Here is a 19,159-nt window from a genome sequence, read left to right on the forward strand (position 1 = left end):
GCTATTAGACCAAAAGTGCATCGAGCTGGGCAAACTGCTCGAATACCCAGTCTGGATGGGAGTCGGCAATGGGGCGGCCATAGTTGTAACCGTAGGTCAGGCCCACCACCTTCATGCCGGCCGCCTTGGCCGCCAGCACGTCATTTTCGGAGTCGCCCACCATTAGAGTGCGAGCCGGGCTCACCCCCAACTCCTGGCAAGCGTGCAGCAATGGCTCCGGGCTCGGCTTCTTGACTGGCACGCAGTTGCCGCCAAGCCAAAGTTCGAAACAATCGCTGATGCCAAGGGCATCGAGGATGGGTGCCACGAAATCACTCGGCTTGTTGGTGACGATCGCCTGCTTGTAGCCCAGGCTTTGCAGACGGCGCAGACTCTGCGCCACCCCTTCATACATCGCCAGCCCTTGCAGCAGGCAGGCGTTGTAGTGCTGGAAAAAGATCGGTCTGGCCTTGGCAAACAGCTCGGGATCGGCCTCGCGATAGGCGAGCGCCCGCTGGATCAGCTTGTCGGCACCATTGCCGACCCAGGTACGGATAACCGCTTCATCAGCTTGTTCCAGATCCAGATCAGCCAGAGTCAGATTGACCGCCAGCGCCAGCTGGGCGGCACTGTCAATCAGGGTGCCGTCCAGATCGAACAGCACCAAATCAAATGCGCGCTCAGCGTGTGACATGAGCCAGCTCCGCACGCATCTTATCGATCACCGCCTTGTAGTCAGGCTGGCTGAAAATGGCCGAGCCGGCGACAAACATGTCGGCGCCCGCTTCGGCGATCTCGCGAATGTTGTCGACCTTCACCCCGCCATCGATCTCGAGGCGGATATCGCGGCCGCTCTCGTCGATCAGACGACGCACCTGACGCAGCTTGTCGAGGGTGCCGGGAATGAAGCTCTGGCCACCGAAGCCCGGGTTGACCGACATCAGCAGGATCACGTCCAGCTTGTCCATCACATACTCGAGGCAGGAGAGCGAGGTAGCAGGATTCAGCACCAGACCGGCCTGGCAGCCCATCTCCTTGATGAGGCCCAAAGAGCGATCAACGTGATCGGACGCTTCCGGATGGAAGGTGATGAGGGAAGCACCGGCCTTGGCAAAATCGGGAATGATGCGATCCACCGGCTTGACCATCAGGTGCACGTCGATGGGGGCCTCGATACCGTAGTCACGCAGCGCCTGACAGACCATGGGGCCAATGGTCAGGTTGGGGACATAGTGGTTGTCCATCACGTCGAAGTGAACCACGTCGGCACCGGCAGCCAGTACCTTGGCTACATCGTCACCCAGACGGGCAAAATCGGCAGAGAGGATCGAGGGGGCAATCAGAAAGTCTTTCATCAGCATCATCCATTGGCAGCCAGGGAGAAAAAGCGGCGCAATTTTAACGTAAAAGGCGGGCGAAAACGACTCGAATGCGGGGTAAATGGGGCAATCGCCTCCCCTCTCCCAGCCACCCGGGTTTTGGGGCATCGGCACGGGCGCGGACTCGCCCATAAAAAACGGCGCCCCTGGGCGCCGCATGGTCTGTTACGTCAGTGGCAGCAATTCACTGTCGCTGGGATAGTAGCCCTGCTCCGGTTCGATTCCGGGCGGATAGAGCGCCAACAACTCGGCCACCTTGTTGCGGGTGCCGCCGTTGCGGCTGATGGTGCGCTTGACCAGGATCTCGTCGAGGCGGGCACCGCGATAAAGCTCACGAGTCAGCTCGATATCGTGGTTGCTGATCAGCACTGGCACCCCTTTGTGAGCGGCTGTGTGACGGGCCAGTCGCGCCAGGATCGCCTGATCATCCAGGGTAAACCCACCGGAGGCATAGGTGGTGAAGCTCGCCGTAGTGGAGAGCGGCGCATAGGGTGGATCACAATAGATAACCCAATCCTCTTCGGCACGCTTGATGGCATCGGCGTAGCTCTCGCAGATAAAGGTCGCCTTCTGCGCCTTTTCGGCAAAGGCCCACAGCTCTTTTTCCGGGAAATAGGGTTTCTTGTAGGAGCCGAACGGCACGTTGAAGCCGCCCTTCTTGTTGTAGCGGCACAGTCCGTTGAAACCGTGACGGTTGAGAAACAGGAACAAGAGCGCCCGCTCGAAGGTGGTCTCGGTCTGATTGAACTGGGTACGCAGCCGGTAATAGGCCGCCTTGTGGTTGTGCTCTGCCACAAACAGCTTGCGCGCCTCGGCAATGAAACTGTCCGGCGTCAGCTTGAGGTGGTTGTACAGGCAGATCAGATCCGGATTGATGTCGTTGAGCACATACGCGTCGTAGTCGGTGTTGAGAAACACAGACCCGGCCCCGACGAAGGGCTCCAGCAACACACGCCCGGCCGGCAGGCGCTCGGCAATCTCTTCAACCAGGGAGTATTTTCCCCCGGCCCATTTTAAAAAAGCGCGTGTTTTTTTCATGGAAATCCGGTGTGTAAGAAGGCAAGACCCAAAAAGGGGGACGATTCTACCCCCTTATCCGGTATCAAGGCTATTGCTTCAGCTCTTTTTGTACCTGTGCAAACGACTTGGGCCAGGGCTGGCCTTTCAGCAAGGCTGGCGGAAGCTTGCGAATGGCACTCTTGGCCTGGGTCAGACCGGCATAATCCCCTTGCAGCACCACATACCAAGGGCTGCCACGGAATTTGGTCTGATAGACCCATACCTTGCCCGCCAGACCATGCTCGGCGACAAATTGATCCACCGCCTTGGTGTTGCTCGCCCCCATCAGCTGAACGCTGTAGTGGTTGCGCGGCTTCTTGTTCAAGGTGGCGACCGGTGTCAGGGCCACCTTGGGTGCTGGCGCGGCAACCGGCTCGTTGCTGGCGGTTTTGGTGGTGGCCGCAGGCGTTGCGGTTGTCGCCGGATTCAGTGCTTTGGAGGTACTGGCTGGCGCCGTGGTTGCGATTGCACCACTGGGGGCTGTGCCACTCGGGTTCTTGCCGGTCAGCTCGTCCACCACGTCAGTAGGCAGAGCGCCGCTCACCTTGGGTTCGGTCATCAGCTTTTGCACGACCTCGTCAGAGATCACCACCCGACGCCCTTCGTAATTGGTTGATTCGGTGGTCACAGTTTCGCTCTCCACCGATTTGGGCAGCACTTTCGCCTCCGGCTGCCAATCCTTCACTACCCCGTTGGGATTGCTGGCTGCATCGCTGTTTTGCGCGCCTTGTGCAGCGGCATCGGTATTCGAACCGCCAGCGGTGAGGGGATCGCCTCCCGCTACCGGGATCGGCAATGCCGTGTTCTGCACCGGATCCTGCAGCGCCGGTTTGCTTTCATTGTCAAACAGCGCAGGCAGCAGGTAGCTCAACGCCAGCAGGCCGCCAGCAACCAGCGCGATAGCGGTGGCAATCTTCTTGAGAGGCAACTCCGCCTGACGCTTCTTGGGCCTTCTGTCGGTCATGATATCCTCCAGTAACTGCATGATGGTGGACGGATGTCCGTTCGCCGTTTTCAGGATCTCCTCCACTTGCGGCTTGGGCAAGAGGGTCGCCGGGATCTTGAGCTCTTTGGCTTTTTCATACAAGAAGATGCGCTGCTCGGGCGGGCTCAGTGGCGGCACTTCCAGCTCAAGGGCTGGCATGGCACGCCCCTTGAGCTGCGGTCGTTGGGTACGACACCAGACGTCACTGCCCGAGACAATAATGGCCAGCTGATGGGGCGCCGCCAGGGTATCGTTATGACGTATGATCGCCCACAACTCTCCCAGCAATTCAGCTGGCAACTGGTCGGCCCGCTCTATCAGCAGCAACAGGGTGGCTGGCTTGATCCCCTCCAGCATGCGAAAGAAGCTCTCCGCCAGCGCATCCTGTGGATTGAAGAGCGGGCGCGCCACCACCTGTGGCAGCAACAGCTGACGCACATCCACCATCTTCATGGCAGGCGTACCAATCAGGCTTACCACCCGCACTTTTTCCGGCAACACGCCGAGCAGGGATTCGCACAGGGTACCGCGACCACACCCGGGTTTACCGGAGAGAAAAATGAAAGGGTGATTGAATTCAATCAGATGCAGCAGCCGGTCAACCAGCTGCCGCTGGGAAGGAAGTTTTAGCAGTTTATTCGTCACGACCAGACTCGATCACCGCCAGCAACTCGGCATCGGACACATCCCCCACCACCTGCGCATGGCCGATGCCAACCGGCAACACCAGACGCAGCTTGCCTTCCAGCACCTTCTTGTCACGACGCATATGGCGAATAAAGGCGGCGAAATCCATCTCGGCAGGCGCATGAATGGGCAGATTGGCGGCCAGCAGCAGGGCGCGCACTCGCGCAACGTCCGCTTCGCTCATATCGCCACGGGCCTGCGCAGTCCAGGCAGCCAGCATGGTGCCAGCGGATACTGCTTCACCGTGCAGCCAGTTGCCATACCCCTGCTCGGCCTCGATTGCATGACCAAAGGTGTGACCCAGATTGAGCAGCGCACGGACGCCGTGCTCGGTCTCATCCTGACCGACCACATCGGCTTTGATCTCGCAGCAGCGTTTGATGGCGTAGGCCAGCGCGGCAGGTTCCAGCTGTTGCAGACGCACCATGTTCTGCTCCAGCCAGCTGAAGAAATCAGCATCCCAAATGATGCCGTACTTGATCACCTCGGCCATCCCTGCGGCAAATTCGCGGGCGGGCAAGGTACTCAGACATTCGGTATCGATAACAACTTGTTTGGGCTGATAAAAAGCCCCAATCATGTTCTTGCCGAGGGGGTGGTTGACAGCAGTTTTACCGCCAACAGAGGAGTCAACCTGGGAGAGCAGGGTGGTCGGGATCTGGATAAAAGGAATGCCACGTTGATAGCTTGCTGCCGCAAAGCCCACCACATCCCCGATCACACCGCCCCCCAGAGCGATCAGTGTCGTATCGCGCCCATGGTTGGTTTCAAGCAGAGCAGACATGATCTGCTCAAAGGTCGCCAGGTTCTTGTACGCCTCGCCGTCAGGCAGGATCAGGTGTTCAACCTGAAAACCCGATAGCAGAGCGGTTACCCGTTCAAGATAAAGCGGAGCAACGACCGTGTTGGTCACTATCATCACCCGCTTGCCCTTGATGGTCGATACCAGCGCCTCGGGGCGCTGCAACAACCCAGCAGCTATCTCGATGGGATAGCTGCGTTCACCCAGTTCGACCTTCAACCGTTCCATGGACGTCCTCTAGATTACATACCGATCAGCTTTACAATTTGATTGGCAACGATTTTTGCGCTCTGGTCATCGGTGTGCACAACAAAGTCGGCAACCTCTTCATACAGGGCATTGCGCTCTTGTGCCAGACGTTCCAGCACTTCGCGTGCCGGTTCTTCGGTCTGTAGCAGAGGGCGGCGTTTGTCTCGCTGTGTGCGCGCCAGCTGCTTTTCGATAGTGGTTTCGAGGTAGACCACGATGCCACGAGCAGACAACTTGTTGCGGGTTTCGCGACTCTTGATGGCACCGCCACCCGTCGCCAGCACGATACCCTGCTGCTCTGACAATTCGCCGATCACCTTCTCTTCGCGAATCCGGAAACCTTCTTCGCCTTCAACATCGAACACCCAGCCGATATCAGCACCACTGCGGCGCTCAATCTCATGATCTGAGTCGAAAAACTCCATATGCAGTTGTTCTGCCAGATGTCTACCTATGGTGCTCTTGCCCGCACCCATGGGACCTATCAGGAAAATATTGCGTTTCTCAGCCATGTCTTTTCGTTAGTAATTACAAACTGTACGACCCCGATGAATACTGGATCGGGGTACCTATGAACCTTATCTTGCGATGGATCAGGAGGGGGATTATCTCAATAGATATCGGGACTGGCAACCGCAGCCCTTACGCCCCAGCCTCATTGGGGCGTAAGGTTATATGTGTTTTACCCTCACATGTAAAGCATTCAGAAGGCGTCGGTGACTATCTTGGGCGTCACGAAAATCAACAATTCCCGCTTTTTGTTCTCGCTGGTGGTCTTGCGGAACAAGGCCCCCAATCCGGGGATATCGCCCAACAAAGGCACCTTGGTTACATCGCTCTTGATGGTTTGCTGATAAATGCCGCCCAACACCAGGGTCTCGCCATTGTTAACCAGCACCTGAGTGGTGATGGACTGGGCGTTGATGGAAACCGCATCACCGGTACCGGTCGGAACCGTTTCACCCTTGGTATCCTGGGTCACGGTCAGGTCGAGAATCACCCGATTGTCAGGGGTGATCTGCGGGGTCACCTTCAGGCTCAATACCGCCTTCTTGAAGGTAACCGAGGTAGCGCCACTGGAAGAGGACTCCACATAGGGGATCTCGGTACCCTGCTCGATCAGCGCCGGTTTCTGGTTCGCCGTGGTCACGCGCGGACTGGCGATAATCTCGGCCTTGCTCTCTTTTTCCAGCGCCGACAACTCGAGATCCAGCAAAGTGCCATCAGCTAAACGGGCAACCTGGAAGGCTAAAGTACCGGCCGCATTGGTCACCGGCAGGTTGACGTTCAACCGATCGTCTGCTGTCGGTCTGGTAATTGTCGAGCCACCATTGTTATTACCAGAGCCATCATTCCCCGCTATGGAACCGGACGTACTGTTGCCATGACCATCGTTTTTGGTCACACCCCACCGCACCCCGAGCGCTTCATCAAAGCCGTCGTCAATGGTCACCATCCGCGCCTCGATAACCACCTGCTTGACCGGAATATCGAGAATATCGAGCATCCGTTTGATGCTGCTGATGACATCGGCGGTATCCTTGACCACCAGCACGTTGGTTCGCTCGTCCACGCTCACCGCACCACGGGGTGACAGCAACTTGGTACTTTCAGAAGAGAGCAGGGCCGCCACTTCCGAGGCCTTGGCATAGTTTATCTGCAGATATTCGGTATAGAGCTGCGCCAAATCTGCGACCTGATTGCGGCTCTCAAGTTGCTGCTTCTCGCGCGTTGCGATCTCTTCTGCCGGTGCCACCAGCAGAATGTTGTTGTCCAGTCGTTTATCCAGACCCCGCACTTTCAAAATAATGTCGAGCGCCTGCTCCCACGGCACCCCATCCAGACGCAGGGTAATATTGCCTGATACCGAATCTGTGGTTACCAAGTTAAGGTTGTTGAAATCGGCAATCAGCTGTAACACGGTACGGACTGGAATATCCTGAAAGTTCAATGAGATGGGCTTGCCCTGATACTGCTTGGATGCCGTGGCCGTCGTCCGCTTTTTCACCTCGATAATGAAGAGCTTGTCTGCCTGATCGTAACGGTAATCAAACTGACCATTTATCGACAGTTCAAACAGGGTATCGCTCCCCTGCCGGGAGACTTCAACCTGAGAGACCGGCGTTGCAAAATCCTGCACGTTGATCAGATTAAGCAAGCCATCCGGTACCCGAGTGCCATGAAACTTGGCCAGTACGGTCTGGCCGCGGCTGCTCACATCGACGGCGGCCGAGCTGTTATCCAGCGTGACCAGAAACTCCCCCTGCCCATCCTTGCCACGACGAAAATCCACACCGGTAACCGAGTTGAAATAGGCGCCGCCCCCACTGCTTTGATAGTTGTTGAGCACCGGCTTGCTGGCAGGCTGTGTTGCTACCGGCGTAGTCACGGGCGCAACAGGCATAGACCGGGCGACGACCTGAGGATTGAGCAGCGCCGAAGGAGAGGGTGTGGCCACCATCGCAGAGGGTGTTGGCACAGGAGTAGCCGAGGTTGTGGGCGCAATCAGGGCGCTCTCACCATTGATGAGCCCGGAAGAGGCCCCCTCGCCCAATGACACCAGCAATTTGTTCCCCTGTTGCTGCACCTGATAGGGAGCAAGCTGATCGAGTGCGATCTTGATATCCAGACCTGCGCCCTTACCCTCAACCTTGATATTATCTACCCCCAGGCGCTGGATCGGCAGCGGGTTCACTTTCAGCGCCCCTACCGCACCGGGAACATGCAACAACAGCTGATTGGGTTGGTAAGAGAGACGATCGGTAAAGCCCGTGACTGGCTCACTAAAACTGAGCTCCACCAGCAATTGATCGGCAAGCAGCGGATTGACCTTGATCTCCTGCAGGGTTGCCACTGCCCACGCCTGACTGAGGGCGCTGGCGCAAAACAGCAAAGCCACTTTGGATACACTCTCTATTGTTGTTCTCATTGCTGTTCGTCCCTGATTATTGTTTTTCTTGCACATTGGCCATTGCCAACTGGGTTTCTCTTGTTACCCAGCACCCCTTCCCGTCCGGAATGGTTTCCAGCAAATCCACTGCAGTGTCTGTGATCTTGATGACCCGACCCTGATCAAGCCCCATATACTGGTTGAGTCCGACCCGCATCGATTTGCCATCCGGGGTGCTGATCAAGGCCCACAACTGGCCTGCCTTGCCCAAAGAACCATGCATCGACAGACTGGCCAGCGAATAATTTTCCAGCACCTCTTTCTCACGCTCCATCAGGGTCTGTGCACAATCCGGCTGGGCCTTGGCTGTACTTGTACTTCCGACCGTCGCCTCAGGCTGGGGAACCATGAAGGGGCTGCGCAACTCGCGTTGCTGGTAGTGCATAGGGGCAAAAGGCTTCAGCTCGGGCAAGGGCTCGATAGGTATGGGTGGCCTTGCTTTGGTCTGGGCGACATAGCTATCCATGTCCTCCTGACCACCACAGGCCGCCAGCAAGAGGGCAGGCAATAACCAGCAGATGCGTCTCATTGTTTCGGCTCCACTGTTTTACCGTTGTACTTGTAGGTCTTAGCCAGCATCGACATCGAAATCAGCTCCCCTTCATCCTTGCTCTGACCCAGAGTGAAGGAGTCAAGAATGACGATACGGGGCAAGGCGGCCATGTCAGCGGTGAACTTGCCAATTTGATGGTAAGTGCCCACGACTTCGATACGCATCGGTAGCTCTGTCGAAAACTCGTGCTTGACCTCAGGTTCCCAGTTGATCCGGTTCAATTTCAAGCCGTTGTCGGTAGCAATAAAGCTGATATCGTCCAGCAGCCCGGCGACCTCATGGGTATTGGGCAACTGCTTGAGCTGGGTATCAACCAGTTGCTCAAGCTGAACCATTTGCGCCTTGTATGCCCCCAGGTTGGCAGCCAGCATCGCCTTGCTTTCAAACTGGGCTTTCAGTTCGGTCTCTTTCCCCGCTTCCTGAGTCAAACTGGTCAGTGAGTTGGCAATCACGTAGTAGTAGATGGCGCCGCCGGTCAACACGCAGCAGAAAAAGATGAATACCCCTTTTGCCCATTTTGGCCAGCTTGCTATGTCATTGATATCCAACTCGTTGAGTTGCTGAAGGTTCATTGTTGCTCCTTGGCCACATTCCCTGCAGCCGCAGCATTGTTGGCGATCAGGAACATCATGGAAAACTGGCTCAATGACACTGGCGCAACATCAGCCGCAAAAATAGTGCTTATCTTTGCCTGACCCAACCAACCGGAACCATCAATCCGCCGCATCATGCTGGCCACTCGACCATAGGCTTCGGTCTTGCCATTAACATCAATAATATTGTTCTGCATCGAGAGGGTGTTCAGGTAAACCCCGTTGGGCACCAGTGAAGGCAGCTGATTGAAGAGGCGGACGGGCACATTGCGTCGCATCTGCAACTGCTCGATGAGCTGCATCCGATCGATCAGTTCTTTGCGACGCTCTTTGAGCAGACGGATCTCCCCCAGTTGGGCATCCAGAATAGTCATCTCCTGAACCAGCCTCTGGTTGCGCTGCTGCTGGGCGACGATCTGGCGATCAACCAGCCAGTTGGCAAAAAATCCCAGCGCGACCGTGGCCAGCACAAAAATCCCCAGCAAGGCCCCGAACTGTTTCTTTTGGCGCTGGGCCCGGGCTTCACGCCAAGGTAGAAGGTTTATATTTGACATGGTGTGAAACTCCTCAGAGCCAACCCGAATGCCGTCATATATTTAGCACCATGTACCAGCTCGGCTTCCCCTTTCGGCTTGCCAAACAGGGCGAACAGATCCGGGTGCAACACCTCGCAATTGACCTCTTCTTTTACCTGTACCAACAAACCGGGTAGCAGACTGCCTCCTCCCGTCAGCACCAGTTTTGCGATGTCGCGATAACCGGATGAACTGCAAAACAGCTGGATATTGCGCCGCACTTGCTGCAGCAGCGAGTTGATGTGGGGCATCAGCACATCCAGCTCATGGTCAACAGGCAAGATACCTTTGGTTTTAGCCTGCTCAGCTTCATCCAGCGTCATGCCATAAAAGGAAGAGAGCGCCTGGCTGTACTGATCGCCACCGAAGTTCTGCAAGCGGGAGTAGATCACCTCCCCCTTGACCAGCGCCGCAAAGGTCATGGCACTGGCGCCAATGTCGATCACCCCGATCGGCCGTTCACTCTCCTGCAATTCGGGCAGACAGGCCACCACGGCACGGCCCAGCGCATGGGCGCCCACATCCACCACCTTGACGGCAATACCGGCTTCGGCAAGGGCGCTGACCCGGCCGTTGACACTCTCGGTGCGGGCTGCGCTCAGCAGCACATCTTGACGATCTTCGCTATTGTTGGTGCTCAGCACCTCAAAATCGAGACTCACTTCATCGAGGGGGAAGGGAATGATCTGCTCGGCCTCCAGCTGCACCTGATTCTCCAGCTCCTTGTCACTGAGGCGGGCATCAATCTGGATCACCTTGGTTATCACATTGGAACCGGTCACCGCAGTGGCGGCATAGTCACTGTGAGCTGGGATCAGGCGCTTGAGGGTCTTGAGAGATTGGCTGACACGCTCGATATCCTGCAATTGATAGTCAACCAGCGTCCCTTTCGGGGTGGCAATATCGGCGACCGATTCGAGATGAAGCTTGCCGGGTCGGCCACTGAGGGTAACGGCCTTGATGGTCTGGCTGCCGAAATCAATGCCCACCAGAGGGAGGAGGGATCCCTTGTTAAAAAGCCCAAACATATACACATCCATGCGTTATTTGGTTTTATTCCTGAACAGAGTGTAGGACACCCGATCAGAGGAGTGCTTCACTCATCCTAAATGCTCTAACTATCAATGTCATAAAGTTTATGCCGAAAAGTGACCCATCTCGCTTTCTTCATGGCAAGTGGCCCTCCTTGGTTATTACTCCCCGTAGTGCTAACCTCTCGCATCCTTTTGAGGTGGGTGGCTCGCCACAGGAAAACCTCGAATTCCCGATGGCAAAAGGGCTATACTCTGCGCCCGTTGGCTAATTTTAAGACGATTGGTAGTTCTTCCATGCTGAAATGGCTCGTTCGCCTGTTTATTGTCATGATGCTGGGTGCAGTGCTGGGTGTCGCCAGCCTCATCGGTATCTACTTCTATATCAAACCCCAACTGCCCGATGTCACCGCACTGCGTGACGTCAAGCTGGCAACCCCGATGCGGGTTTACAGCCGGGATGGGGAGTTGATCGCCCAATATGGCGAAATTCGTCGCATTCCGCTGCGTCTGGACGAAATTCCGCAACCCATGATCGATGCCGTACTGGCGACCGAAGATGCACGTTTCTATGAGCACCCGGGCATTGACCCGATAGGTATCATTCGAGCCGCTTCCGTCTGGGCTGTTTCCGGCCATGCCCGTCAGGGGGCCAGTACCATCACCCAGCAGGTTGCCCGCAACTTTTTCCTGAGCAATGAGAAGACCATCATCCGCAAGATCAAGGAGGTCTTCCTTGCCTGGCGGATCGAGCAGAATCTCTCAAAAGATGAGATCCTCGAACTCTACCTCAACAAGATCCCCCTCGGTTATCGCTCCTTCGGGATCGGTGCTGCGGCACAGGTTTACTTTGGTAAAGAGGTCAAGGATCTGGGACTGGACGAGATCGCCATCATTGCAGGTCTGCCGAAAGCCCCCTCCATGCTCAACCCCATCCGCTCCCCCGAGCGCGCCTTTGCTCGCCGCAACGTGGTGCTGGGCCGGATGCTGGAAACCGGCAAGATCACCCAGGCTCAGTTTGACGAAGCGTCCAAGATGCCGATCAAGGCCCGTTTTCACGGCGCCGAAGTGACCCTGCACGCCCCCTATCTGGGGGAAATGGTGCGCCAGAAGATGGTCGAGCAGTTCGGTGAAGATGCCTATACCATGGGCCTGCACGTCTACACGACCGTCTCTGCCGAACGTCAGCGGGCAGCCAGACAGGCGCTGCTGGATGGCGTTTTTGCCTATGATATGCGCCACGGCTATCGCGGCCCGACAGCTCAGTTATGGAAGGCTGGCGAGACAGCCTGGGATTACGAGCAGATCGTCGCTCACCTTGGCAAGCAGCCCACTTATGATCCGCTGATGGCGGCGGTCGTGACCAAGCTCGGTGATCGCAGCGCCACGCTGGTACTGAAAAATGGCAAGGAAGCAGAGCTCGGCTGGAACGGCATTAAATGGGCCCGCTCCTTTATTACCGACGACCGTCAGAGCTATGCCCCAAAATCGGCGCGCGATGTGCTGAAAGTCGGCGCCCAAATCTGGGTGCGGGAAGAGGGCGAAGAGTTGCTGCTGGCCCAAATCCCGGACGTCAACGCCGCGCTGGTTGCCATGAACCCGAAAAATGGCGCGCTGGAAGCAGTGGTTGGCGGCTTCAGCTTCGAACTCTCCAAATTCAACCGGGTCGATCAGGCGCGTCGCCAGATCGGTTCCAATATCAAGCCTTTCCTCTATGCGACCGCGCTGGAGCATGGCTATACCCTGGCGTCGCTCATCAACGATGCGCCGATCAACCAGTGGGATCCGTCAAAAGGGCCCATGTGGCAGCCCAAGAACTCCCCGGCCGTTTATGATGGCCCCACCCCGCTGCGTCTGGGTCTGGCCAAGTCCAAGAACGTGATGTCGGTTCGACTGATGCGTGCCATCGGTCTGGATACCTATATCGACGGTCTGACCCGCTTTGGTTTCCCTCGCGACTTCATCTCTCCCCATGAGTCGCTGGCACTGGGCGCTGCCGAATTCACCCCCCTCGAGGTAGTGCGTGGTTACTCGGTACTGGCCAACGGTGGCTTCCTGGTGACCCCATACTTCATCGACAAAGTGACCGACAGTCTGGAGAACCCCCTCTATCAGGCCAATCCAGCTATTGCTTGCACCACCTGCGAACAGCAGGCCGCACCCGAGCAGAGCACACTGCAGGTGCCAACTGTTGATGGAGCCGCACAAGATGGCACGCAGACCCCTCTCGCGCCAACCATCGCCCCGCATACCATCAGTGCCCAGAGTGCATTCCTGATCACCGACACCCTGAGCACAGCCATCTGGGGGGGCAACGGCTGGCGTGGTACCGGCTGGCGTGCAGCCCGCGACCTGAAACGTCACGACATCTCCGGTAAAACCGGTACCACCAACGAATCGCGGGATGCCTGGTTCTCCGGCTACACCCCGGACATAGTTGCCACCTCCTGGATCGGTTTTGACAACCACCAGCGTGGTCTTGGCCGTGCCGAATTTGGCGGTGGCGCCGCGCAGCCTATCTGGATCGACTTCATGAAAGTCGCCCTCAAAAAACTGCCGGAGCACAAAATGCCGGTTCCCGAAGGGATCATGACGGTGAAGATTGATAGCGAAACCGGCCTGCTGGCAACCAGTGGCGGAACCGACGAATACTTCAAGGAAGGGACCGAGCCGACCCGCTACGCAGCACCGAGCTCGGATGGCAATCAGGTCTACGGCGGTGACAACCCCGATGTAGAAGGGCCTGTCTCAACCGACGATATCTTCTAAGCTGCTCTCGCGGCAGAAGCAAAACCGGCAGCCTTGGCTGCCGGTTTTTTTATTGGGCCAACTGCTTGCTCATCAGCGTGGCGATCGAGGCCGCCAGCTCATTGAAGCAGGGGCGACGCACCGAGTAGTGGCGATAGAGCAGCGAGATGGTACGCCCCGGCACAGGGTCAACCACGGGACGATAACTGACCCCGCCTTCATCATGATCGGCAGGTACGGCCAACTTTGGCACCAGGGTCATGCCGCTACCGGCGGCCACCATGTTGCGCAGCGTCTCCAGACTGGTCCCCTTGAAGCGTTGATCCTCACCTATCCCGCCGGCGAAACAGAATCCCATCGCCTGATCCCGCAAACAGTGGCCATCGGCCAGCATCAGCAATTTCTTGCCCTTGAGATTACCGAGTGGCACCTGTCTGGCCTGTGCTTCGGGGTGATGGCAAGGCACAGCCAACCACATCGGCTCATGATAGAGCTGGATTGAACCAAACCCTTCCATCCCCGGCATCTCGGCCAGAATGACGCAATCCAGCTCCCCCTCTTCCAACCGCTTGAGCAGGGTTTGGGTCTGCTCCTCATAGAGGTAGAACTCCAGCTGGGGGAAACGCTCACGCAGGGTCTGGATAATGCGGGGCAACAGGTAGGGGCCCACGGTCGGAATGAAACCGATATGGATCTCCCCGGACATCGGCTCGGAGAAGTGCTGACCGATGCTCTTGAGCTCGCGCACCTCCTTGAGCACCCGACGCGCCTGATGGGCCATGGCATCGCCAGCCGGAGTAAACAGCACCTTGCGCGAGGTACGTTCGATCAGAATGACCCCGAGTTCATCTTCCAGCTTGCGCAGCTGGCCGCTCAGGGTGGGTTGACTGACAAAGCAGCGTTCAGCGGCTTTGCGAAAATGTTTTTCCTCATCCAGCGCCACCAGATATTCGAGATCGCGAAGATTCATACAGCAAGAGTCCTGCCTGGAAAATGGGCCATCAGCATGCACAATATCGTCCGGCGGGACAAGTCATCCACTTGCAGTGAGCCTCTCTGGCTGCCCCTCCAAAACAGAAAAGCCCGACCACCTTGCGGTAATCGGGCTGTTTGACTCGCCGATGGATTACACCCTGAAACGGCGCACCATATCCTGCAGTTGGGTAGCCAGGTGGTTCAACTCGTTGCACGCCTGAGCCATCTGGGTGGCACCGGCGGCCACCTCTTCGGAAGCATGACTGATATTGACCACGTTACGGTTGAGCTCCTCGCTCACCGCGCCCTGCTCTTCCGTGGCCGTTGCAATCTGGATGTTCATGTGGGAGATGCTGCTGACCGAGCCACTGATCTGGGAGATGGACTCGCCAGCTTCCCGCGCGGTAGCAACCGTGGTGTTCATCAGCTCCTGACTCTGTTGCATTGTACTGCCGGCCTGTTCGGCACGCTGCTGCAACTCGGCAATGATGGTGTTGATCTGGGAGGTGGAGTCCTGAGTGCGCTTGGCCAGAGTACGCACCTCATCGGCCACCACCGCAAACCCCCGCCCCTGCTCACCGGCCCGGGCCGCTTCAATCGCCGCGTTCAATGCCAGCAGGTTGGTCTGTTCGGCAATACCGCGGATCACCTCCAGCACCATGCCGATATTGCGGCTGTCATCCCCCAGTTGGCGGATCACCTCGGCGGTGCTCTCAATGGCACCGGCAACCCGCTCGATACGCTGGATAGAGTCATTCACCGTTTGCGCACCAAGTTCGGCCGTCTCACTGGCCGAGGTGGCAGCACTGGCCGCATCGCTGGTATTGCGCGATACCTCCTGCACCGTGGCTTGCATCTCGTTCATCGCCGTCGCCAGCTGGTTCAGCTCATGTTGCTGAGCATTCATATTGTTGGCTGACTGCCTTGCTACAGCACTGATCTCCTCTACCGCAGAGCTCATCTGTACAACAGAACCGGATACCTCCCCAACCAGTTTGCGCAAGTTTTCTTGCATCTGCGCAAAGCCTTTCGCCAGTTGTCCTAATTCATCCTGATTAAACGCATTCAACTCCACACGATGAGTCAAATCACCAGCCGCGACGCTACCAACAAGTTCCAGCAAGCGATTAACGGGTCGTTTGATTTGTTGACTCAAATACCATGCAATCAACACCACGAAGATGAGAGTCGCTGCGCCAGTCAAGATACTGAGGAATTTGGAGCTGGTATATGCCTCTTCACCTTGGGCATCCATCTCCTTGCCAATACGCTCATTTATCTCACGCAAATCCATCGTTAATTTTGTTGCCTGCTCCAGCGTGGTTCTGAGATTCCCTTGCAAAATCTCTCTTGTCTTGTCACTACTCTGTTTCACCGCCTGATATAGCGGGTCATGCGCAGTAAAAAAGGCATTTCCGGCAGTCTTCAACGCGTTAAAGGTTTGCTCTTCATCAGCAGCATTAAAAGCCAATCCGCCGTAATTAGCCGCAGCCTGCTCAAAACGTGCCTTTGAATCCATCACACCTTGTTGGGTTCGTTCAATATCCGCACTGTCGTTGTAGCCCATCGCGATCACCATAGATAATTGGAAACGCCGAGCATCAAGCAGTGCGATATGCATCTGACTTGCATAGCGAACAGAAGGGATAAGGTTCTCTGCCAATACAGTGTTTTGTTGATTGAGATACGACAGTCGTGAGACGCCATACCCGGCAAGCAGGCATACGCAAAGTGCCAGCACCGCAAAGCCAGTACTCAACTTCTGACCTATGGACATATTCTGGAGCATAGATTCATCCTTAACTGCGTGTCATCGTTTAATGTCGGTTTTGATAGGAGCTATGTGTTCATGTTTTTGTAATTGAGCATAGCCGTAGAGCTGTGCTTTTGTAGTTTGCATAAGCACCATATATCGCTATCGACACGCAGAGAGGACCACTTTAACTACCGCAGACTATTAACGGTTTACTCTATTGCCCGCAACAGTCGTGGGATCAGCAACTCCGGCTCCCCCAGATACTGGTTGACCTCTATCCTTTCGAGTTTTCCCCCTCGCTCTATACCCAAAGTAGGATAACCCTGACCGCCTAGCCGTTTCATCCAGCCCTGGCTATCTGCCAGATGTTGCAGCAAGGGGGCCTGCAGATAAACTTGTTGGAATTCCTCTGCTGCAATCCCCTGCTCTGCCGCCAGCGTGGCTAGAAACGCTGGCTCACCAATCCAGATCCCGTCCCGATAGTGGGATTGCTGGATCCGGTGCAACATGACCAGCCCATCGCCCCCCAACGCCGTGACGGCCAAAACCGCACGGATCGGCGGCTCGGAGTCCAGCAGACAGCCTTCCCGCAGCAGCAGTTCGTTAAAGTAGCGTTCGCCAAAATGCTGGCCGGTCAGCGCTTCGATCCGCTGATCATGGGGGCGCACATAATCACGCAATGCCTCGCCCATCGGCTGACGGCGGCTACCCATCCAGAGGCCGCCCGCATGCAGCTCGATCTTGAGTCCGGCAATGGTGGCTGCCGCCTGCAACAGGGGGGCGGCACCGTAGCACCAGCCACAGAGCGGGTCATAGACATAATGGAGGGTGGTTTGCTGTTCGCTCATCTTCATTCTCACTTCAATCTCGGATAAAAAACCGGGCCCTTAGGCCCGGTAAAAAAACACAGGGAAAGCAGGCTCAGTGGCTTACCACTTCATCTCGCCGGTATTGACCTTGGCACCGATGGCCAGACCATCGTCAACCGGCAGTGCCGGATAGGCCTTCTTCAGAGCCTCAATCAGCTCACCGGAGTTTTTCGCCTTGGCCAGCTCCTGTTCGAAACGCTCTACATAGTCACGGGTAAAGGTCACAGCAGCAGTGCCTTTGGGAGCAGTCCCCAGGAAGTGGCCCGGTACCACGCGCTCGGGTTTCAGGGCCAGCAGGTTGTCCAGCGCCTTGACCCAGTTACTGCGGGCCGCCTTGGTCTGGCTGTCCGCCATCCAGACATGCACCCCGTGGTAGACCGGTACACCACCAAAAGCAGTCTTGATGGAAGGGGCCCAGAGGTAGGCATTCGGGGTGTTCATCTCTTTGATCTCAATCTTCTCGCCATCCAGCGTCAGGTGGCTGGCGGTCATCACTTGCGGCACGGTCAGGCTCTTCGGTGCGCCCTTGCCGAGGATCGGGCTCCAATAGCTCAGCTTGGCATCCTTGGTCTGGTTGATGTGGTCAACCACGTGTTGATCGGCCAGCACTTTGACATCCGGGAACGCCGCCATGACCGGCTCCAGACCGAAGTAGAAGTCGGGGTCACCGGCACTGATATAGACAGTGGTCAGCTTCTTGCCACTCTTCTTGATCATGTCGACCAGTGCCTGACCATTCTGCACGTCGAATTGGGCATCGATCAGGATGGCCTCTTTGTCACCGGTCACCAGTGAGGAGGAGACCGGGAAGATCGCCTTCTCGCCAGGGTTGTAGACGGTCACACCCAGGGGGGCGGCCAGTACGGCGCCACTCAACAGGGTGGTCGCCAGAGTCAGGTTGCGGATCAGGGTGTTGTTCATCATCTATTCCTCATTAAGTATTCGGGGGTTCATTTGATGGACACAGTGTATTGGATCTAATAAGGTGCAAATACAGCATAAAAAGCGCATCACTGTTGCACATATCGAACATATAGAGAGCCATACATGGATCGACTGACCGCCTTGCGGGTCTTTGTCAGCGTAGTCGAACAAGGGAGCCTGAGCGGCGCCGGAGAGAAACTGGATATGTCGCGCGCCATGGTGTCTCGCTATCTGGCCGAGCTGGAGAGCTGGATGGGCGCCCGCCTGCTGCACCGCACCACCCGTCGTCTGAGCCTGACCGGGCCGGGAGAGGAGGCGCTGAACCGGGCCCGTGCCATGCTGGCGCTAGGCGAAGAGATGGAGCAGATCGCCGTGAAGGGGGATGACGCCCCCAAGGGGCAACTGCGGATCACCAGCAGCTACTCCCTGTCAGAAGCACTGCTGGTCGGGGCGGCCAACGACTATCTGGCGCAATACCCGGGGACGGCCATCGACATTCTGCTGCTCGACAGAACCGTCAATCTGGTGGAGGAGCGGATCGATCTGGCGGTGCGCATCACCAACGACCTCGACCCCAATCTGGTGGCGCGCCGTCTCGGCACCTGCCACTCGGTGGTCTGTGCCAGCCCGGCCTATCTGGCCCGTCATCCGATGCCACACAAGGTGCAGGATTTGGCGCTGCACAACTGCCTCACCTACACCTACTTCGGCAAGAGCCTGTGGGAGTTCAATGGACCGGACGGTCCCGAGTCAGTGCCGGTCAGTGGTAACCTGAGCGCCAATATCTCCAACCTGCTGCTGGAAGCAACGCTGGAAGGCGCAGGGATCAGCCTGCAACCCCGCTACTCGGCACAACCCTATCTGGAGCGTGGGGAACTGGTGCCCCTGCTGACCGACTGGCAGCCCAAGCGGCTCGGGGTCTACGGGGTATATGCCACCCGCAAGCAGATGTCGCCACTGCTGCGCAGCTTCCTCGATTTTCTGCTGGCTCGCATGGCGGCGGATCCCATCTGGCAGGAGTAAGCACTCCGCACACCCAAACATA

Annotated in this window: 17 protein-coding genes; 2 read left to right on the plus strand and 15 right to left on the minus strand. The window is 57.0% G+C overall.

The annotated features are described in order from the left end of the window. Positions 1-4 precede the first annotated feature (4 nt). The 11 genes from I6L46_RS11555 to tapM all read right to left on the minus strand — a co-directional run bounded on the left by I6L46_RS11555 (position 5) and on the right by tapM (position 10,839). Positions 5-673: a phosphoglycolate phosphatase gene (locus I6L46_RS11555; protein ID WP_216975556.1), complete on the minus strand. Its 669-nt coding sequence runs from the start codon at positions 671-673 to the stop codon at positions 5-7. Continuing rightward, positions 660-1,334, minus strand: coding sequence for a ribulose-phosphate 3-epimerase (rpe, locus tag I6L46_RS11560; protein WP_005335006.1), 675 nt, complete (start codon positions 1,332-1,334; stop codon positions 660-662). Before rpe ends, I6L46_RS11555 begins: the two co-directional genes overlap by 14 nt. Before the next feature lie 189 nt (positions 1,335-1,523). Beyond that, positions 1,524-2,396, minus strand: coding sequence for a Dam family site-specific DNA-(adenine-N6)-methyltransferase (locus I6L46_RS11565; RefSeq protein ID WP_005335008.1), 873 nt, complete (start codon positions 2,394-2,396; stop codon positions 1,524-1,526). 70 nt (positions 2,397-2,466) lie between these two features. After that, complete coding sequence (locus I6L46_RS11570; protein WP_216975559.1) at positions 2,467-4,047, minus strand: SPOR domain-containing protein; 1,581 nt, start codon at positions 4,045-4,047, stop codon at positions 2,467-2,469. After that, a complete protein-coding gene (gene aroB, locus I6L46_RS11575; protein ID WP_021229792.1) occupies positions 4,037-5,119 on the minus strand; it encodes a 3-dehydroquinate synthase in 1,083 nt (360 codons plus the stop codon). The genes I6L46_RS11570 and aroB overlap by 11 nt, the downstream gene beginning before the upstream one ends. A gap of 14 nt (positions 5,120-5,133) precedes the next feature. After that, positions 5,134-5,652 (minus strand): shikimate kinase AroK, encoded by a 519-nt coding sequence (gene aroK, locus I6L46_RS11580; RefSeq protein WP_005335014.1) that lies wholly within the window; start codon positions 5,650-5,652, stop codon positions 5,134-5,136. Positions 5,653-5,843: 191 nt separating this feature from the next. Continuing rightward, complete coding sequence (locus I6L46_RS11585) at positions 5,844-8,069, minus strand: type IV pilus secretin PilQ (RefSeq protein WP_216950309.1); 2,226 nt, start codon at positions 8,067-8,069, stop codon at positions 5,844-5,846. 16 nt (positions 8,070-8,085) lie between these two features. After that, positions 8,086-8,619, minus strand: coding sequence for a pilus assembly protein PilP (locus tag I6L46_RS11590; RefSeq protein ID WP_005353995.1), 534 nt, complete (start codon positions 8,617-8,619; stop codon positions 8,086-8,088). Then, positions 8,616-9,215: a PilO family type IV pilus biogenesis protein TapO gene (tapO, locus tag I6L46_RS11595; protein WP_005353996.1), complete on the minus strand. Its 600-nt coding sequence runs from the start codon at positions 9,213-9,215 to the stop codon at positions 8,616-8,618. Before tapO ends, I6L46_RS11590 begins: the two co-directional genes overlap by 4 nt. After that, positions 9,212-9,790, minus strand: a complete 579-nt coding sequence (gene tapN / locus I6L46_RS11600; protein ID WP_005353997.1) for a PilN family type IV pilus biogenesis protein TapN — start codon at positions 9,788-9,790, stop codon at positions 9,212-9,214. Before tapN ends, tapO begins: the two co-directional genes overlap by 4 nt. Beyond that, a complete protein-coding gene (tapM, locus tag I6L46_RS11605; RefSeq protein ID WP_302054257.1) occupies positions 9,778-10,839 on the minus strand; it encodes a PilM family type IVa pilus assembly protein TapM in 1,062 nt (353 codons plus the stop codon). The genes tapN and tapM overlap by 13 nt, the downstream gene beginning before the upstream one ends. 300 nt (positions 10,840-11,139) lie before the next feature. Between tapM and I6L46_RS11610 the strand changes: the two genes are divergently transcribed. Continuing rightward, positions 11,140-13,611, plus strand: a complete 2,472-nt coding sequence (locus I6L46_RS11610) for a penicillin-binding protein 1A (protein ID WP_216975563.1) — start codon at positions 11,140-11,142, stop codon at positions 13,609-13,611. Between the two features lie 49 nt (positions 13,612-13,660). Here the strand turns inward: I6L46_RS11610 and oxyR are convergent, their stop codons facing one another. The 4 genes from oxyR to I6L46_RS11630 form a co-directional block, all read right to left on the minus strand. Beyond that, entirely contained in the window at positions 13,661-14,560 is a 900-nt protein-coding gene (gene oxyR, locus I6L46_RS11615) for a DNA-binding transcriptional regulator OxyR (protein ID WP_005354003.1), read from the minus strand. A 156-nt stretch (positions 14,561-14,716) separates the two neighbouring features. Next, the gene (locus tag I6L46_RS11620; RefSeq protein WP_216975565.1) at positions 14,717-16,354 is read right to left on the minus strand and encodes a methyl-accepting chemotaxis protein; all 1,638 of its coding nucleotides are present in this window, start codon (positions 16,352-16,354) and stop codon (positions 14,717-14,719) included. Positions 16,355-16,530: 176 nt separating this feature from the next. Then, a complete protein-coding gene (locus tag I6L46_RS11625; protein ID WP_216975568.1) occupies positions 16,531-17,175 on the minus strand; it encodes a DsbA family protein in 645 nt (214 codons plus the stop codon). A gap of 75 nt (positions 17,176-17,250) precedes the next feature. Beyond that, on the minus strand, positions 17,251-18,111 hold the full coding sequence (locus I6L46_RS11630; protein WP_216978044.1) for a Vmh family MBL fold metallo-hydrolase: 861 nt from the start codon (positions 18,109-18,111) through the stop codon (positions 17,251-17,253). 126 nt (positions 18,112-18,237) lie between these two features. On the opposite strand from I6L46_RS11630, the gene I6L46_RS11635 reads away from it, so the two are divergent. After that, a complete protein-coding gene (locus I6L46_RS11635; protein WP_005362277.1) occupies positions 18,238-19,137 on the plus strand; it encodes a LysR family transcriptional regulator in 900 nt (299 codons plus the stop codon). Positions 19,138-19,159: the final 22 nt, after the last annotated feature.

Source organism: Aeromonas sp. FDAARGOS 1416, assembly GCF_019048085.1.
GTDB classification, from domain to species: domain Bacteria; phylum Pseudomonadota; class Gammaproteobacteria; order Enterobacterales; family Aeromonadaceae; genus Aeromonas; species Aeromonas veronii.

Coding starts and splice junctions, on each gene's coding strand:
- tapN (WP_005353997.1), bottom strand. CDS start 9,790: ATGTCAAATATAAACCTTCTACCTTGGCGTGAAGCCCGGGCCCAGCGC.
- tapM (WP_302054257.1), bottom strand. CDS start 10,839: ATGTTTGGGCTTTTTAACAAGGGATCCCTCCTCCCTCTGGTGGGCATT.
- I6L46_RS11565 (WP_005335008.1), bottom strand. CDS start 2,396: ATGAAAAAAACACGCGCTTTTTTAAAATGGGCCGGGGGAAAATACTCC.
- tapO (WP_005353996.1), bottom strand. CDS start 9,215: ATGAACCTTCAGCAACTCAACGAGTTGGATATCAATGACATAGCAAGC.
- aroB (WP_021229792.1), bottom strand. CDS start 5,119: ATGGAACGGTTGAAGGTCGAACTGGGTGAACGCAGCTATCCCATCGAG.
- I6L46_RS11555 (WP_216975556.1), bottom strand. CDS start 673: ATGTCACACGCTGAGCGCGCATTTGATTTGGTGCTGTTCGATCTGGAC.
- I6L46_RS11620 (WP_216975565.1), bottom strand. CDS start 16,354: ATGCTCCAGAATATGTCCATAGGTCAGAAGTTGAGTACTGGCTTTGCG.
- I6L46_RS11610 (WP_216975563.1), top strand. CDS start 11,140: ATGCTGAAATGGCTCGTTCGCCTGTTTATTGTCATGATGCTGGGTGCA.
- rpe (WP_005335006.1), bottom strand. CDS start 1,334: ATGAAAGACTTTCTGATTGCCCCCTCGATCCTCTCTGCCGATTTTGCC.
- aroK (WP_005335014.1), bottom strand. CDS start 5,652: ATGGCTGAGAAACGCAATATTTTCCTGATAGGTCCCATGGGTGCGGGC.
- I6L46_RS11625 (WP_216975568.1), bottom strand. CDS start 17,175: ATGAAGATGAGCGAACAGCAAACCACCCTCCATTATGTCTATGACCCG.
- I6L46_RS11585 (WP_216950309.1), bottom strand. CDS start 8,069: ATGAGAACAACAATAGAGAGTGTATCCAAAGTGGCTTTGCTGTTTTGC.
- I6L46_RS11630 (WP_216978044.1), bottom strand. CDS start 18,111: ATGAACAACACCCTGATCCGCAACCTGACTCTGGCGACCACCCTGTTG.
- I6L46_RS11590 (WP_005353995.1), bottom strand. CDS start 8,619: ATGAGACGCATCTGCTGGTTATTGCCTGCCCTCTTGCTGGCGGCCTGT.
- I6L46_RS11635 (WP_005362277.1), top strand. CDS start 18,238: ATGGATCGACTGACCGCCTTGCGGGTCTTTGTCAGCGTAGTCGAACAA.
- oxyR (WP_005354003.1), bottom strand. CDS start 14,560: ATGAATCTTCGCGATCTCGAATATCTGGTGGCGCTGGATGAGGAAAAA.